The organism is Novosphingobium sp. BL-S-34 (assembly GCF_056857015.1).
Genome location: NZ_CM166472.1, coordinates 1,460,341 through 1,475,799, shown reverse-complemented (window position 1 = coordinate 1,475,799; position 15,459 = coordinate 1,460,341). Strand labels below are relative to the sequence as shown.

The window sequence follows — 15,459 nt, the reverse complement described above, 5'->3', positions numbered from 1 at the left end:
GCAGGATGTGGTTCCATCCGTTTTGCGCCGGATTGCCCATGCCGAGTCGCCAAGAGAGGTCGCAGGCAAAGGGGCCGGCCCACCCCCCGAACAAAGAGGAGAACCGTCCATGGATAGTTCGCACGTCAGCGCTTTGCAGCTCAAGCATGCCGGAATTGAAAGGCAGATTCATGACGAATTGTGCCGTCCGATACCTGACGCAGCCATGATCCAGGCCCTCAAGAAGCGGAAGCTCAGGATCAAGGAAGAAATCTCTCGTCACTGACCTGTCGCTGACTGGGTCAGTACCAGAGCAGCCATCCCCCGTGGCGATCCCTCGGTCTCCCTTGCATCGAGGCCGATTTCCCGGGCGGTGAAGCCGCTCCCTCAGGCGCCCTCGGTGCGGCAACGTGCCGGGGGCCGCCTTGGAGGTATCCGCATTTCGCGCGGACGTTTTTCCCGACACATCTTTTCACAACGGCCGCGTTTCCAAAGCGCTCGCTTTGGGTTACTCGGGTTTCATGACCAGCGGAGCCGTAGAAGCAGCACGAACCATCCTCACCCGCCTCCACGAGGTCATGGCGTCGCGAAATCACGCCCAGGCCAAGCTGAATACGGTGGTCGAAGTGATCGGCGAATGCCTCGATAGCGAGGTCTGCTCGATCTATCTCCTGCGCGAAGGCATGCTGGAGCTGTTCGCGACGCGCGGCCTGGCGCAGGAAGCCGTCCACGTCACCCGCATGGCGGTGGGCGAGGGCCTTGTCGGCAGCATCGCCGACCGGATCGAGACGCTGAACCTGGCCGAAGCGGCCGCCCATCCGGACTTCTCCTATCGCCCGGAAACCGGCGAAGACCGCTTCCACTCCTTTGCGGGCGTGCCGATCGTGCGCCGGGAGCGGGCCGCCGGCGTGCTCTGCGTGCAGCATGTCGAGCCGCGTCGCTATGAGGAAGTGGAGATCGAGGCGCTGCAGACGGTGGCCATGGTCCTGTCCGAACTCATCACCAATGCCGACCTGATCGACGAAGTGGACGTCCATGCCCTGGGCGCCGCGCAGACCGGGCCGGAGCAGCTTCGCGGTCTGACGCTGGTGAAGGGTCTGGCCTCGGGCCAGGCGGTCTATCACCAGCCGCGCGTCAATATCGAGCATATCGTCGCGGAAGACACCGAGGCCGAGCGCCAGCGCGTGATCCATGCCTTCGACAAGATGCGCGAGCAGATCGACCGCATGGCCAGCCAGGCCGAATTCGGCATGGGCGGAGAGCACGAGGAAGTGCTCGAGACCTACCGCATGTTCGCTTACGACGAAGGCTGGACCCGCCGCATCAACGAGGCGATCGATTCCGGCCTCACCGCCGAAGCCGCCATCGAACGCGTGCAGCAGCGCACCCGCATGCGCATGCGCCAGATCGACGATCCCCTGCTGGCGGATCGCATGCACGACCTGGAGGATCTGGCCAACCGCCTGCTCAGGATCGTCTCCGGCCAGATGGGAACGGCGGCCTCGCTGGGGCTGCGCAACGATGCGATCCTGATCGCCCGTAACCTCGGCCCGGCGGAATTGCTGGAATACGACAAGCGCCGCCTCAAGGGCGTGATCCTGGAGGAAGGCTCGCTCACCAGCCATGTCGTCATCGTGGCGCGGGCAATGGGCATTCCGGTGCTCGGGCGCGTGCGCGGTCTGCGCGGCGTGGTGCGCGAAGGCGACCAGCTCCTGCTCGATGCCGACCAGGCGACGGCGATGGTGCGCCCGCCGGCCGGCGTGATCGAGGCTTTCGAAGCGCGTTTCGCCAAGAGCCGCCAGCGCCAGGCCGCCTATGCCGCCTTGCGCGAAGTGCAGCCGACCACGCTGGACGGCACCCGCATCCAGGTCATGATCAATGCCGGCCTGCGCGACGACATCGCCAACCTCAGCATGACCGGGGCGGACGGCATCGGCCTGTTCCGCACCGAATTCCAGTTCCTGGTCTCCGCCACGCTCCCTTCGCGCGAGCGCCAGACCCGCCTCTACCGCGACATCATGGAAGCCGCGGGCGACAAGCCGGTGAAGTTCCGGACGGTCGACATCGGCGGCGACAAGACCTTGCCCTACTTGCGTCACGACGACGGCGAGGGTGAGGAAAACCCGGCGATGGGCTGGCGCGCCCTGCGCGTCGCTCTCGAGCGCGAGGGCCTGCTCAAGGTGCAGGCGCGCGCGCTGCTGGAAGCGGCGGGCGGGCGCACGCTCCACGTCATGTTCCCGCTGGTGGCCGAGCCCTGGGAGTTCGACCAGGCCAAGGCGGTCTTCGAAAAGCAGTTCGCATTCCTGCGCAGCCAGAAGAAGCTTCTTCCAGAGGCGATCCACTACGGCATCATGCTGGAAGTCCCGGCCCTGGCCGAACAGCTCGACCTGCTGGCGCCGAAGATCTCGTTCCTGTCGATCGGCACGAACGACCTGACCCAGTTCCTCTTCGCGGCGGACCGGGCCAATCCCAAGCTGGCCGAGCGCTACGACTGGGTGAGCCCGGCGATCCTGCGCTTCCTGCGCCGGGTCATCCGCAGCGTCGATGGCCACAATGTCGAGATCGCCGTCTGCGGCGAGATGGGCGGGCGCCGGCTGGAGGCGCTGGCGCTGCTCGGCCTGGGCATTCGCCGCCTGTCGATCACGCCCGCCTCGGTGGGGCCGACCAAGGACCTGGTCGGCCAGGTCGACTTGCGCGAAATCGGCGCCGCCATGGACCAGTGGCTGGCCCATCCGCCGGCGGACATGCGCGCCGCGCTGACCGCCTGGGCGGCCGAACGCGACATTGCAGTGGATTGATCCCCGTGTTTTCGGGGATCGGGCGTTTCAGCCCCGGCGCCCCGATTGACATAAAGCAGACTTGCGCGGATGTTACTCGCCGTGCACGGGGTCGCATCCGCCGCAAAGTATTCGAGTTATCTGCCTTGTCGTGATTGACTTTGGATTCTCGCGCGGTTTGGTGGATTCCCGTCAGGTTCAGTTACCATCCCTTCGGGAGCGGAATGGAAAACGTTGAAAATCAGGGGCCGTCCGAAGGTTTGGCCAATGCTGCGGCCGGAAGTTCTTCGTCCACGGTCGGTGCGACCTTGCGCCGGGCGCGTGAAGCTGCGGGGCTGAGCCTCGCGCAGATCGCCGTCCAGACGAGAATTGCCGAGCGCCATCTCTCCGCCATCGAGGAAGACCGGCTGGGTGACCTTGCCGCGCGCACCTATGCGGTGGGCTTCTCGCGGACTTATGCCCGGGCGTTGGGGCTGGACGAAAAGGCGATCGCCGAACAAGTGCGCCGCCAGCTCGATGCCGAGGGTGCGCGCGAACCGGTGGTGGTCCCGCATTTCGAGCCCGGCGATCCCGCCCGCGTTCCGTCGCTGCGCCTTGCCTGGGTTGCCGCGGCCGGCGCGATCGTGGTGATCGCGGTGCTGCTGGTGTTCTGGAGCAACTACCTCTCGCCGGAGGGCAAGCTGCCCGATCTCACGTCCGATACGCCCAGCGCCGCGCCCAGTGCCGCCGCGCCGCAGGCTCCGGCGCCCGCGCCGCAGCCGACGAACGGCCCGGTCGTGCTGACGGCCACGGTCGATGGCGTCTGGCTGCGCGTCACGGATACCACCGGCAAGCTGGTGGAAAAGACCCTGAAGCAGAACGAGAGCTGGACCGTGCCCCAGGGCGCGCAGGCGCCGCAGCTTCGGCTCGGCAGGCCGGACGGTCTGGCGATCACGGTCGGCGGCAAGGCCATCGCGCCGCTCGCCACCAAGCCGATGGTCATGTCCGGCGTTTCGCTGGTTCCGGCGGACTTGCTGGCGCGGGGCCAATCGGGGGCAGGCGCGCCTGCGTCGGGAGCACCTGCTCCGGCAGCGCCCGCGACGGTCCCCACGGCCGGGGCTTCGGCTCCGGCGCCGCTTTCCACCACTTCCAACTGAGCCTGCCTCGACAAGGAGGCAGCGTTTGCGGCAATTCCGCCCGCAAGGCATTTCTGGTTAACACGCGGTTCCGTTTCTCCTGTCCATGGCGTCCCGGAACCCGAGAGGGCGCACGGCGCGCCCTGGCACGGAGTAGACTTGGCGATGAACCGTTTTTCCATGGAAGTGCGCCGGATGCGGCTGGCCGCAACGGCTGTCGTGGCCCTGGCGCTGGTCGGCGCGAGCATGCCGGCCCAGGCGCAGGACAATACCGGCGCCCGCCTGAACAAGGTGGAATCCGAAGTGCGCGCGCTGCAGCGCAAGGTTTTCCCGGGCGGCGACGGCAAGTTCTTCGAGCCCGAAATCAAGCCGGCCACGCCCACGCCCACGCCGGTTCCCGGCCAGCCCGCCTCGACGCCGATCAGCGACATGCTGCTGCGCATCGATGCCGTGGAAGGCCAGCTTCGCCAGCTGACCTCGCAAGTCGAGCAGAACACCAACCGCATCAACCAGCTTGAGGCCCGCCTGGCGGCGAGCGCTCCGGCGGCGCCGATGCCCGGTGCCATGGCATCGGAGCAGGGCCAGCAGCCCGGATCGTTCTCGCCGTCTCCCGGCAAGGCACCGACGCCCGGCGCGACCCCGGCGCCCACGGCAACGCCCGTCGCCGCTACGCCCGCGCGCCCGGCCGGACCGTCGAATTCGCGGATCGAGGCCGTTCGCGCCATCGTCAAGCCGCAGACCGCCGATGCCGCGGATGACGAATACAGCTATGGCTACCGCCTGTGGGAAGCGAAGTTCTACCCCGAGGCGCAGCAGCAGCTGAAGCTCTACCTAGAGAAGTATCCCAAGCACGCCCGTTCGAGCTGGGGCCGCAACCTGCTTGGCCGCGCTTATCTGGACGATGGCAATCCGCTGGAGGCGGCCAAGTGGTTCGTCCAGAACTACCAGACCGACAAGCGCGGCGATCGCGCGCCGGACAGCCTGCTGTACCTCGCGGTGTCGATGAAGCAGCTCAAGGACAACAAGCGGGCCTGCATCGCGCTGGCGGAATTCAGCGAAACTTATGCCAGCGAGGCCGCCGGCCGCCTCAAGGGCACTTACGATTCCACGCGCAGTGGACTGGGCTGCGCCTGATCCCGAGCTGACGCCCGCGCCCGAAGCCGTCGAACGGTTCCGGGCAGGGCTGTCGGCGCTCTGGCCCGAAGGCGTCGACGCGCCGGAGGCTAGGCTCGCCGTGGCGGTGTCGGGCGGGCCTGACAGCACGGCGCTGCTCCTGCTGGCCCAGGCGGCCCTGCCGGGGCGGGTGGAAGCGGCCACCGTCGACCATGGCCTTCGCCCCGAAAGCGGGCAGGAGGCGGACGATGTCGCCGCGCTCTGCCTCCGCCTGGGTGTCCCGCATGAAACGCTGAAGGTGTCGCTGGCGCCCGGCAATGTCCAGGCCGAGGCCCGCGCGGCGCGCTATGCGGCGCTGGCGGAGTGGATCGAGCGGCGCGGCCTTGCGGCCCTTTCTACCGCCCACCATGCCGACGACCAGGCCGAAACCCTGCTCATGCGCCTCAACCGCGCCAGCGGCGTGGCCGGGCTGGCCGGCGCGCGCAGCCGCGGCCATGTACCGCTGACGGCGATACTACTGCTGCGCCCGGTGCTGGACTGGCGGCGCAGCGCGCTTGCCGAAGTCGTCGCGGGGATCGGCACGGTGCAGGACCCGAGCAATACCAACGACCGTTTCGACCGCGTGCGGATCCGCAAGGCACTGGCCGGGGCGGACTGGCTGGACGTGGCTGCGATCGCGCGCAGCGCCGAACATCTCGCCGAAGCCGATGCCGCGCTGGACTGGATGGCAGCGCTCGAATGGCGCTCCTGCGTGAGCAAGGAGCCGATGGGCCTGCGCTATCGTCCCCAGGCCCCGCGCGCCGTCGCGCTGCGGGTACTGGCGCGCTGCATCACCGAACTCGGCGGCGAGGAACCGCGCGGCAGCGCCGTGGCGCGCCTGCTGGAAAGCCTGCGCGAGGGACGCCCTGCCTCGATCGGCGATCTCGTGGTTCGCCCCAATGCCGGCGGCTGGAGTTTCGCCCGCGCGCCGGTTCGCGCGGCTCGCAAGACCAGGCCCTAGCGTCCCGGCCCTTGCGCCGCCCCAGGGCCGCGAGGGCATGTCCGGGCGGCGCTCTCGGTCCGCCGCTCCGCAAACCCGTGGCGTCGCGGCGCGAACGGGTATAAGGGCGCGCGGATGCTACGCTTGTCCGACCTTGCCCTGCCGCTCGACCATGCTCCCGAGGATCTCGATGCCGCCGTCTGCGCGCGGCTGGGTCTGGAGCCCGGCGAACTCGAGCGTGTCACCGTGGTGCGCCGCGGCAACGACGCGCGGCGCAAGAACGCGATCAAGCTGGTCTATACCCTCGACGTGGCGGTCAGGGACGAGGCGAAAGTCCTGGCCGCACACCACGGCGACCAGCACGTCCGCCTGACGCCGGACACCTCCTACAAGTTCGTCACGCATGCGCCCGCAGGCTTCGACGGCCCGCGCCCGGTGGTGATCGGGGCAGGGCCCTGCGGCCTGCTCGCGGCGCTGGTCCTGGCGCAGATGGGCTTCCGGCCGATCATCGTCGAACGCGGCAAGGCCGTGCGCGAGCGGACCAAGGACACGTTCGGCCTCTGGCGCCGCTCGGTGCTGGATACCGAGAGCAACGTGCAGTTCGGCGAGGGCGGCGCGGGCACGTTCTCGGACGGCAAGCTCTACAGCCGCATCAAGGACAGCCGCCACCTCGGCCGCAAGGTCCTGACCGAATTCGTGAAGGCCGGCGCGCCGGACGACATCCTCACCGAGGCCCATCCGCATATCGGCACGTTCCGCCTGGTGACGATGGTGATGTCCATGCGCGAGACCATCGAGCAGCTCGGCGGCGAATATCGATTCGGCACCCGTGTCGACGACTTCGAAGTCGAGGAGGGCGCGGACGGGGAACGCCGCATCACCGGCCTGCATCTCTCCACCGGCGAACTGCTGCCTGCAAGTCACGTCATCATGGCGGTGGGCCATTCGGCGCGCGACACTTTCGAAGTGCTGCACAGGTGCGGAGTCTACATCGAGGCCAAGCCCTTCGCGATCGGCGTTCGCATCGAGCACCCGCAAAGCTGGATCGACACCGCGCGCTACGGCGACAATGCGGGCAACAAGATCCTGGGGGCGGCGGCCTATTCGATCGCGCACAAGGCCTCGAACGGCCGCACGGTCTACAGCTTCTGCATGTGCCCGGGCGGGCGCGTGGTGGCGGCGGCCAGCGAGCCGGGCCGCGTCGTCACCAATGGCATGAGCCAGTATTCGCGCGCGGAATTCAATGCCAATTCCGGCCTCGTCGTCGATATCGATCCCGACAAGGACTATCCCGGAGACCCGCTGGCCGGCATCGCCTTCCAGCGCAAGTTCGAGGAGCTGGCCTACAAGGCGGGCGGCGAGAACTACAAGGCGCCGGGCCAGAAGCTGGGAGATTTCCTTGCGGACCGGCCTTCCACCGAATTCGGCGAAGTGATTCCAAGCTACCAGCCGGGCGTTCACCTCACCGAGTTGAAGACCTGCCTGCCGGACTTCGTCGTCGACGCCATCCGCGAGGCGCTGCCGGTCTTCGGACGGCAGGTGCCGGGTTACGACCACCCCGACGTGGTGATGACGGGCGTGGAGACGCGCACGTCCTCGCCGGTGCGAATCACCCGCGGCCGGGACCTGCAGAGCCTCAACACGCGTGGGCTCTATCCCGCAGGCGAGGGCGCGGGCTATGCCGGCGGCATCCTCTCGGCAGCGGTGGACGGCATCCGCGTGGCGGAGGCGCTCGCGCTGGAGCTGGCTCCGGTTGCGGCAGGGGATGGGGGCAAGACCGGCCAGTGATCCTTTCGCACCCGGCGCAGGGGCGGGCTTTCTCCAAGGCTCCCGCGATCCCCACTGCTCGTCCGCTGTCAGCCGAAAGGCCCAGGCCTTGAAAGACGCCTACGACGCCATCGTCCTTGGCGCAGGAGCCGCCGGGCTGTTCTGTGCGGCCTCCGCCGGGCAGCGGGGCAAGCGCGTGCTGCTGCTCGACCATGCCGATCAGCCGGGCAAGAAAATCCTGATTTCAGGGGGCGGGCGGTGCAATTTCACCAATCTCGACACGGCGCCCGATCGCTATCTTTCCAGCAATCCGCACTTCGCCAAGTCGGCGCTGAGCCGCTACACACCGGCCGATTTCCTCGAACTGGTGGAGGCCTACGGCATCGCCTGGCACGAGAAGACGCTGGGCCAGCTGTTTTGCGACGGATCGGCGCGGCAGATCGTCGACATGCTGCTGGAAGAATGCGCCAGGGGCGGGGTCGAGGTGAACTGCGGCGATGCCCTGGGTGAGATCGCTCATGCCGACGGCCTCTACCGCGTGGCCTTCGGCGGCCGCGTCGCCGAGGCTCCGGCGCTGGTGATCGCCACCGGCGGGCCATCGATCCCGAAGATGGGCGCCACCGGCTTCGCCTACGATCTTGCACGGCAGTTCGGCCTCAAGGTCGTGCAGCCGCGCCCGGCCCTGGTACCGCTGACGCTGGCCGGGGACGAGGCGCTGTTCCGCGAGCTTTCGGGCGTTTCGACGGAAGTTATCGCGCGGGTCAGCGGCAAGGAGGCGGGGAAGGCGGCCTTCCGGGAAGCGGCGCTGTTCACCCATCGCGGGCTGTCCGGTCCGGCGATCCTCCAGATTTCGAGCTACTGGCAGCGCGGCCAGACGGTGACCACGCAGTTCATGCCCGGTCGGGCGGAAGGCTGGCTCAAGGACGCCAAGCGCGAACGCCCGCGCACCAGCTTGCGCAAGGTTCTGGCCGAGGCCTTGCCGGACCGCCTGGCGGAAGCGCTCTGCGAGAGGCTGGCCCTCCCCGGCGAACTCGGCGCCATGTCCGACAAGGCGCTGGGCGCCGCCGAAGCAAAGCTGGCGCGCTGGCCATTCGTGCCGGACGGTTCGGAAGGGTTCGCCAAGGCCGAAGTGACGGCGGGCGGGATCGATACCGGCGCGCTTTCGTCCAAGACCATGGAAGCGCGCAAGGTGCCGGGGCTCTACGTCATCGGCGAGGCGGCCGACGTGACGGGCTGGCTGGGCGGCTACAACTTCCAATGGGCCTGGGCCAGCGCTCGCGCCGCCGGACTGGCGCTCTAGCGGCCTCGGGTGTCTCTGGCGCGGGCCCGGCGAAATTCTGCCCGGGCGCCGCGTCACAGCGTCATCAGGATCTCGCGGCGGTTCGCGCCCTTCCAGGCCAGTGTGCGGTCCAGCAGGGCGATCGTGACGGCGCAGCCGGTGGCATCGTCGCCTTTGCCCGACATGGCCTCGCGCACTTTGTCATGGCTCAGGCGAGTCGTGTCGACCACTTCGTCGATCAGTTCGCCGGGCACCATGGCGGTCCGCTCGCCGTGGTCCTGCGGGCGACCGAGCTTGCCGGTTTCCGCGAGGTGCGCCGCGAATTCGCGCTCTTTCCCGCGCAGTTCGGGCGGGACCGGGGTGATCCCGTCGAGCACGCCGGAATTGCGCAAGTGGATGCAGGCCGCATCGCTCTGCGCCCGTGCCGCGCGCAATTGGGCAAGGCGCAGGGTCATGGCGGTGTCGAGGTCCGCGCCCGGCAATTCGCGGCCATTGAGGAAGCTGCGGCCGCGCACGATCTCCACGGACTTGCGCACGACGGCGGACTGGTCCTGCCCGTTCTCCAGCAGGTCGCGCGCCTGCGCATTGAGCAGCCCGGCCAGTTCCGGCTGACGGTCCCATAGCCAGGACGGATCGTGGCCTTCTCCGAAGGTCTCCTCGACGGCGGCCTGCATGGCGGCCCAGCTATCGTGCTCCAGCGTGGAGCGACGGCCCGAAGGGCTGTCCGCCAATGCCAGTACGACTCCCAGGGCGATCACGCCCAGCAGCACCAGGAGACCGGCGGCGAAAGGATTGCCGCCCTCCCAGGAGGCGACGCGTTCCGGCGCGAAATGGGTTTCCAGTTCGGGGAAGTTCTTGCGCACGCCGCGCAGCAGGCCGTCCACGTCGCCTTGCGCGGGCTTGCGGAGCATGCGGAACAGGCCGGCCTTGCCGGGTCGGGCTAACTCGTTCCACGCCTTGTGATAGCGGTGGCCGGGCTGGAGCACGTTCTGCTGGAAGCGATAGCCCCGCAGGCGCGCGCCAAGGAAGGCGACGCCGGGGCGCGCGTCATGAGCGGCCCATTCCCGTTCCCAGCCGAAGGCGGCATTGGCATCCTCCAGCAACGGCGCCGAGCGGGGCCATCCGCGGGCGAGGACTTCGGCCAGCCAGTCCTCGATCTGCTGGGCGCGGGTGATATGGGCCTGCGCGGCATCGTCCAGGATCTTGCGCAAGGCGCGCGTGGCTTGCCGTGCCTCGGTTTCGGAGAGCGGCTCGCTGGCTGCTGCGCTCTCGGGATCGAGCAGGATCGCCAGTCGTTCGGCAGGGCTTTCGCCGGGCCGCAGGCCCAGCGCATCGTCGGCGGCGTGGTTGCCCGGCAGGAAGGGCGCGGTGAACGGATCGATGGTGGTGAGCGGAATGCCCGCGCCGCTCACGCCCTCGCGCGCGGCGGCGGCGGCCCAGGCCATGCGGCCGAGCATGGTGGTGTCGTCCGGCTCGCCCGGGCGGGCGGCCAGCGGCTGGGCGCCGCTCCATTCGCCCGGCAGTTCCGGCGCGGCGTAAGTCCAGCGCGCGGGCGCTTCGGGAGAAGGTCCGAATTCCGGCTCGAACTCCGCATCCTCGTCGATCGGTTCCGGCTCTTCGGTCGCGGCGGCGGCCATGCCCCGCGCCAGGCGCAGCGCGTGGTCGCGGGCCTCGCGAAGCTGCGCGAATCCTTCGACGTCCCGGTCCACGTCCATGGCCTTCAGCCGCGCGGCATAGGCCTTGCGGATGGCGGCGGTGTCGGCCGTCATGCCGATGCCGAGGATCGACCAGGGGGCGCTCATAAGGGGCTGCTCCCTTCGACTTCGTCCAGCCGGGCGGCGAGCACGGCGCGGGCATCGGCGATGCTTCGCGGGTCCTGGGTATCCAGCGCGCCGGCGAACAGCGTGATACAGTGGCCGATCGCCTGGCGGACGTCGCCGATGTGATCCTCGTAGCAGCGTTCGGCGCGGGCCATCAGCGCGACGTGAGCGGCATCCTCGCGGGGATGGAACTTGAGCCTGGCCAGGGCCGCGCGGCGCTCGTCCAGTTCCTTGCGGCCGGGCCGGTCCTCCTCGTCGACGATGACGAGGTTGCGCTCGGTACCGTTGACCGGGATGTGGACGTCGATCTCCAGCAGCCCGGAACTGTCGTAGGAGAAGCGCACTTCCGCCGAGACTTCGCCGGCCGGGCGCGGCGGCACGGGGATGGCGATGTGGCCCAGCTTGACGTTGCCGCGCACTTCGCGGGCTTCGCCCTGGTAGATGCCGAATTCCAGCGTCTTCTGGTTGTTGCCCAGAGTGGAATAGGTATTCACTCGCGAGACCGGCACCGGGGTATTGCGCTCTATCACCGGCGAGAACAGCCCGCGCTGCAAGCCGCCGTGACCGTCCTGCTCCGCCACTTCGACGCCGAGCGTGAAGGGGCACACGTCAGTGATGCGGATCTCGTCCAGCGCGGCATCGCGGCCCAGCAGCGCGGCCTGCATCGCCGCCCCCAGCGCGACGGCGTGGTCGGGATGGACCGAGGCATTGGGGAACCGGCCGAACAGGCGGGTGATCGCCCTGCGTATCACCGGCATGCGCGTTGCCCCGCCGACCAGCACGATCTCGGAGAGTTCCGAAGCGTCTATCGCGCAATCGCGCAAGGCCCGGACGACGGGTTCGCGCAGCCGGCGCAGCAGCGGTTCGCAGGCGCTTTCGAACTCGGCTTGGGTAATCGTGCCGGTGAGGCGTTCCTCGCCCAGAACTACTGCGAATTCCGCCTCGGGCGCTGTGGTCAGGGCGCGGCGGCAGCTCTCGGCCGCGCGTTTGAGCAGCGCCTCGCGCCGGTCGGCGGGCAAGGCGTCCAGCCTGGCTTCCGGATCGATGCGCGGCTTGGCGAAGGCTGCCAGGGCATGGTCGAAATCGTCCCCGCCCAGCCGGTTGTCCCCGGCCGAGGCGCGCACTTCGACGATGCCGTCGAACATCTCGACCACCGAGACATCGAACGTCCCGCCGCCGAGGTCGAAGACGAGGAACGGCTCGCGGTCGCCCTTGTCCTGAAGGCCGAAGGCAAGAGCGGCGGCGGTCGGTTCGTTGATGAGGCGGCGCACGGCAAGTCCGGCCAGTTCGCCCGCACGGCGCGTCGCCTTGCGCTGGCGGTCGTTGAAGTAGGCGGGGACGGTGATGACGGCCTCGGTCGGGCGTTCGCCGGTCAGCGCCTCGACATCGGCGGCGAGCGCGCTCAGCACCAGCGCCGAGAGGTCCTCGGCAGCGTAGTCCTTGCCGCCGAGCCGGCTTCCCAGCCGGGCCGTGGCGGCCGTGCCCATCAGGCGCTTGAAGCTGGTGGCGGTATCCTGCGGATGCGCGGCGAGGCGGTCCAGCGCGGAACGGCCGATCCATGCCTGGCCGCCGGCTGCGACGGAGACGGCGGAAGGGGTCAGCAATTCGCCCAGGGCATTGGGCACGAGCACGGCTTCGCCGTCCTGCCAGATCGCCACGGCACTGTTCGTCGTCCCCAGATCGATCCCGATCAGCATCCCGCCGTGCCGCTCACTTCCCGGACCACCGAAAAAACCCCCTCATCTTCGCACTTTGTCCCGCCGGGCGTGATTCCACCGGCGAGGCAATCGTTGCCTAGAGCATTTTCGGCGCAGGTGGAATCACCAGAAGGCCGGGAAATGCCCAGGCAGGAAAAAGAGCGGGAAACGGAAGGATGGAGACGAAAGCCGGCGGCGATCAGCTCTGCGTGGTCTGGCGCACGACGAGGCGGGGCGGCATGACCAGGCTCTGCGTGGGCAGCCCTTCGATCCGGGCCCTGAGCTTTTCGACCAGCGCCCGCGCGCCCTCGGCGATTTCCTGTCGGATCGTGGTGAGCGGCGGCGTGGTCTGCGCGGCCAGCGGCAGGTCGTCGAAACCGACGATCCGCACCTGTCCGGGAACCGCGCGGCCCATGTCGTGCAGGATGCGCAGGGCCGACATGGCAATCAGGTCCGACGCGGCGACAATACCGTCTATCGGGCCATCGATCGCGCGACCGGCCGTCGCGAGCGCCTGTTCGATCTGCGGTCCCATCGATTCGTCCGCCAGTTCGACCGGGAGATGGACGAAGGGCGCGCCGGCCGCCTCGGCCGCCATGGCGGCGCCGCGATAGCGGGTGGCGATCTCGATCCCGCCGGTCTGGCCCAGGAAGGCGAGATTGCGGGCGCCCGCAGCCAGCAGATGCTCCACGGCGATGCGGCCGCCCAGTTCGTTGTCAGTGCCGACCACGCAGTGGCTCTGGCCGCTGCGATAGTGGCCCCAGACGACCATGGGGCGGTAGGTCTGCGACACCTGTTCGATCACCGGGAACTGGTCCGACTGGCCGATGACGATGATCCCGTCGACCATGCCCGACCCGCTGAGACGCTCCAGCCAGTCCGTCGAGCCGTCCGGCATCGCGCGGCTGAGCATGACGTCGTAGCCGCTCTCGGTCAGTTCGTCCGCCAGATGGCCCAGCAGCGTCAGGAAGAACGGGTCGGAGATGTGCTGGCGCTTTTCATGGCCGAGCGGAATGACCACGCCGATCACCCCGGTACGCCCGGTGCGCAGCTTGCTGGCCATCTGGTTCGGCTTGAATCCGTGCTGGCGGGCCAGCGCCTGGATGCGATCGCGCGTCTCGGCATTGACCAGGGCCTTGCCGGCCAGGGCGCGCGAGACGGTTCCTGCCGAAACGCCGGCGATGCGGGCGAGATCGGCCAGGGTGCGGACATGGGGGCGGTCGTCATGCCCAGCCCCGCCATGTCCAGCCCCACCATGCAGGCCCCCTTCGCGCAGGCCACCCTCATTCGGCGCGGCTTCGGTCCCTTCAAGCGGGCCGGGCGCCGGCATGTCCATCAGCTGATCGTCGTTCCCCGCCATCCATCTTCCTTTTTCCGGCCGGCTAACTGTTCGAATCCCGCGGCGGAAACGGGTGGTCCGTTTGATATCTGTGTGTTCCACGCTGCGGCCGGCGCGGGGCGACTGCCAGAAGCGTCGCGCCTGCACCGGCCAGCATCAGGAACCCGGCCAGGACCAGCGCATTGCGCGGATCCGAAGCCAGCAGCGATTTATAGATCAATGGCATCGTCACCGTCTCGATCAACATGGGCGCCACGATTAAAATATTGAAAAGACCAACGTAGAGCCCCGTCCGTTCGGGAGGGATCGCGCTGGCGAGAATGATGTAGGGATTTGCCATCATTCCGGCCCAGCCGAGGCCAAGCCCGACCATCAGCGGCGCCAGGGCGGCCATTGAATTGGCGTGGGGTATCAAGCACATGGCCAGTCCCGAAGCGGCGAGGCAGGCCATGTGAATCCATGCCGCGCCGAATCGCCGCACAAGGGGGATGAGCGCCAGCGCCGCGGCGAAGGCGATGGCGTTGTAGAGTGCGCCGAGCTGCTGGGTCTCCAGGATCGCCGCGCGATAGGCGGGCGTGGCGGGGTCGGACGTGCCGTGGATCGAACGGGCCAGCGCGTCGGTTATGAACTGCCAGTAGACGAACATCGCATACCATTGGCAGAGCATCGAAGGCGCCAGCCGCCGCATCGGCGCCGGCATCTCCCGCAAGGCCGCGCCAAGCTCGCGCAGCAACGCGCGCGGGGCGAGGGAGGTCGCGATTTCGCGGCCGGTTTGCAGCGCGCCATCCGCTTCCGCAAGCGGCAGTTCCGGCACGCGCAGGAGCGACCACACCACGGTGGAAAGCGAGAGCACGGCGCCGATCGCGAAGGCCACGCGCACGATGGTGGGAATGCCGTTGGCGTCCAGCAGGTCACGGTCGATCGTGGCGGCCAGCAGCGAAGGCGCAAGGTAGGACAGTGTCTGGGCGAGGCCGGTGAAGGCGCTTTGGGTGAGAAAGCCGGTGGCCCGCTGCGCGGGACGCAGCCGGTCGGCCACATAGGCGCGGTAGGGCTCCATGGTCATGTTGTTGCCCGCGTCCAGCAACCAGAGCAGGGCTGCGGCGGCCCAGAGCGAGGGCGAATAGGGCATGGCGAGCAGGCACAGCGAGCAGATCACCGCGCCGATCAGGAAGTAGGGCGTGCGCCGCCCGAAGCGGGACCGGGTACGATCGCTCATCGCGCCGACCAGGGGTTGCACGATCAGCCCGGTCATCGGCCCGGCCAGCCAGAGCAGCGGCAGGATCGCCTCGGTAGCGCCGAGCGTGCGGTAGATCGGGCTCATATTGGCCTGTTGCAGGCCGAAACTGAACTGGAGACCGAAGAAACCGAGGTTCATTTCGCAGATGCGCAGCAGCGAGAGTTCGGGCTTTGCGCCTGGATTCATGGGCTCCTCCGAACTTGCGGCCGTGCCTCGTTCTATCGCGAAACCGGTGCGCTTCAAATCCGTCGATCTACCGCCCTGGCATGGGGCCGGGGTTTTAGAGGCGATTTCCTAGGTTTAATTGCGGAATTGACGAAAAGTCACGGATACCCTGCAATCCATTGCTCGCTGCCG

General features: G+C 68.4%; 11 protein-coding genes. 7 read left to right on the top strand and 4 right to left on the bottom strand.

Annotated features, from left to right (window positions below; genetic code table 11):
- The first annotated feature begins 109 nt into the window (after nt 1-109).
- The 7 genes from AC1VV3_RS06900 to AC1VV3_RS06870 all read left to right on the top strand — a co-directional run bounded on the left by AC1VV3_RS06900 (nt 110) and on the right by AC1VV3_RS06870 (nt 9,030).
- Complete coding sequence (locus AC1VV3_RS06900) at nt 110-265, top strand: YdcH family protein (protein WP_132265170.1); 156 nt, start codon at nt 110-112, stop codon at nt 263-265.
- 235 nt (nt 266-500) lie between these two features.
- Nucleotides 501-2,777: a phosphoenolpyruvate--protein phosphotransferase gene (gene ptsP / locus AC1VV3_RS06895; RefSeq protein WP_132265172.1), complete on the top strand. Its 2,277-nt coding sequence runs from the start codon at nt 501-503 to the stop codon at nt 2,775-2,777.
- A gap of 239 nt (nt 2,778-3,016) precedes the next feature.
- The gene (locus AC1VV3_RS06890) at nt 3,017-3,892 is read left to right on the top strand and encodes a helix-turn-helix domain-containing protein (protein WP_482962067.1); all 876 of its coding nucleotides are present in this window, start codon (nt 3,017-3,019) and stop codon (nt 3,890-3,892) included.
- 144 nt (nt 3,893-4,036) lie between these two features.
- A complete protein-coding gene (locus AC1VV3_RS06885; protein WP_431568329.1) occupies nt 4,037-5,005 on the top strand; it encodes a tetratricopeptide repeat protein in 969 nt (322 codons plus the stop codon).
- A complete protein-coding gene (gene tilS / locus AC1VV3_RS06880) occupies nt 4,986-5,984 on the top strand; it encodes a tRNA lysidine(34) synthetase TilS (RefSeq protein ID WP_431568330.1) in 999 nt (332 codons plus the stop codon). The genes AC1VV3_RS06885 and tilS overlap by 20 nt, the downstream gene beginning before the upstream one ends.
- A gap of 114 nt (nt 5,985-6,098) precedes the next feature.
- Nucleotides 6,099-7,751, top strand: a complete 1,653-nt coding sequence (locus AC1VV3_RS06875; RefSeq protein WP_431568331.1) for an NAD(P)/FAD-dependent oxidoreductase — start codon at nt 6,099-6,101, stop codon at nt 7,749-7,751.
- Nucleotides 7,752-7,839: 88 nt separating this feature from the next.
- A complete protein-coding gene (locus AC1VV3_RS06870; RefSeq protein WP_132265180.1) occupies nt 7,840-9,030 on the top strand; it encodes a BaiN/RdsA family NAD(P)/FAD-dependent oxidoreductase in 1,191 nt (396 codons plus the stop codon).
- Between the two features lie 53 nt (nt 9,031-9,083).
- Here the strand turns inward: AC1VV3_RS06870 and AC1VV3_RS06865 are convergent, their stop codons facing one another.
- The 4 genes from AC1VV3_RS06865 to AC1VV3_RS06850 all read right to left on the bottom strand — a co-directional run bounded on the left by AC1VV3_RS06865 (nt 9,084) and on the right by AC1VV3_RS06850 (nt 15,288).
- On the bottom strand, nt 9,084-10,811 hold the full coding sequence (locus AC1VV3_RS06865; protein ID WP_314464705.1) for a hypothetical protein: 1,728 nt from the start codon (nt 10,809-10,811) through the stop codon (nt 9,084-9,086).
- A complete protein-coding gene (locus AC1VV3_RS06860; RefSeq protein WP_431568332.1) occupies nt 10,808-12,526 on the bottom strand; it encodes an Hsp70 family protein in 1,719 nt (572 codons plus the stop codon). The genes AC1VV3_RS06865 and AC1VV3_RS06860 overlap by 4 nt, the downstream gene beginning before the upstream one ends.
- 199 nt (nt 12,527-12,725) lie before the next feature.
- Complete coding sequence (locus tag AC1VV3_RS06855; RefSeq protein WP_431568333.1) at nt 12,726-13,886, bottom strand: LacI family DNA-binding transcriptional regulator; 1,161 nt, start codon at nt 13,884-13,886, stop codon at nt 12,726-12,728.
- 22 nt (nt 13,887-13,908) lie between these two features.
- A complete protein-coding gene (locus AC1VV3_RS06850; protein WP_482962066.1) occupies nt 13,909-15,288 on the bottom strand; it encodes an MFS transporter in 1,380 nt (459 codons plus the stop codon).
- Nucleotides 15,289-15,459 lie beyond the last annotated feature (171 nt).

What these genes read in the sequence shown, in the direction of transcription:
- AC1VV3_RS06900 (WP_132265170.1), top strand. Translation starts at nt 110, where the DNA reads ATGGATAGTTCGCACGTCAGCGCTTTGCAGCTCAAGCATGCCGGAATT.
- ptsP (WP_132265172.1), top strand. Translation starts at nt 501, where the DNA reads ATGACCAGCGGAGCCGTAGAAGCAGCACGAACCATCCTCACCCGCCTC.
- AC1VV3_RS06885 (WP_431568329.1), top strand. Translation starts at nt 4,037, where the DNA reads ATGAACCGTTTTTCCATGGAAGTGCGCCGGATGCGGCTGGCCGCAACG.
- AC1VV3_RS06875 (WP_431568331.1), top strand. Translation starts at nt 6,099, where the DNA reads ATGCTACGCTTGTCCGACCTTGCCCTGCCGCTCGACCATGCTCCCGAG.
- AC1VV3_RS06865 (WP_314464705.1), bottom strand. Translation starts at nt 10,811, where the DNA reads ATGAGCGCCCCCTGGTCGATCCTCGGCATCGGCATGACGGCCGACACC.
- AC1VV3_RS06860 (WP_431568332.1), bottom strand. Translation starts at nt 12,526, where the DNA reads ATGCTGATCGGGATCGATCTGGGGACGACGAACAGTGCCGTGGCGATC.
- AC1VV3_RS06855 (WP_431568333.1), bottom strand. Translation starts at nt 13,886, where the DNA reads ATGGCGGGGAACGACGATCAGCTGATGGACATGCCGGCGCCCGGCCCG.
- AC1VV3_RS06850 (WP_482962066.1), bottom strand. Translation starts at nt 15,288, where the DNA reads ATGAATCCAGGCGCAAAGCCCGAACTCTCGCTGCTGCGCATCTGCGAA.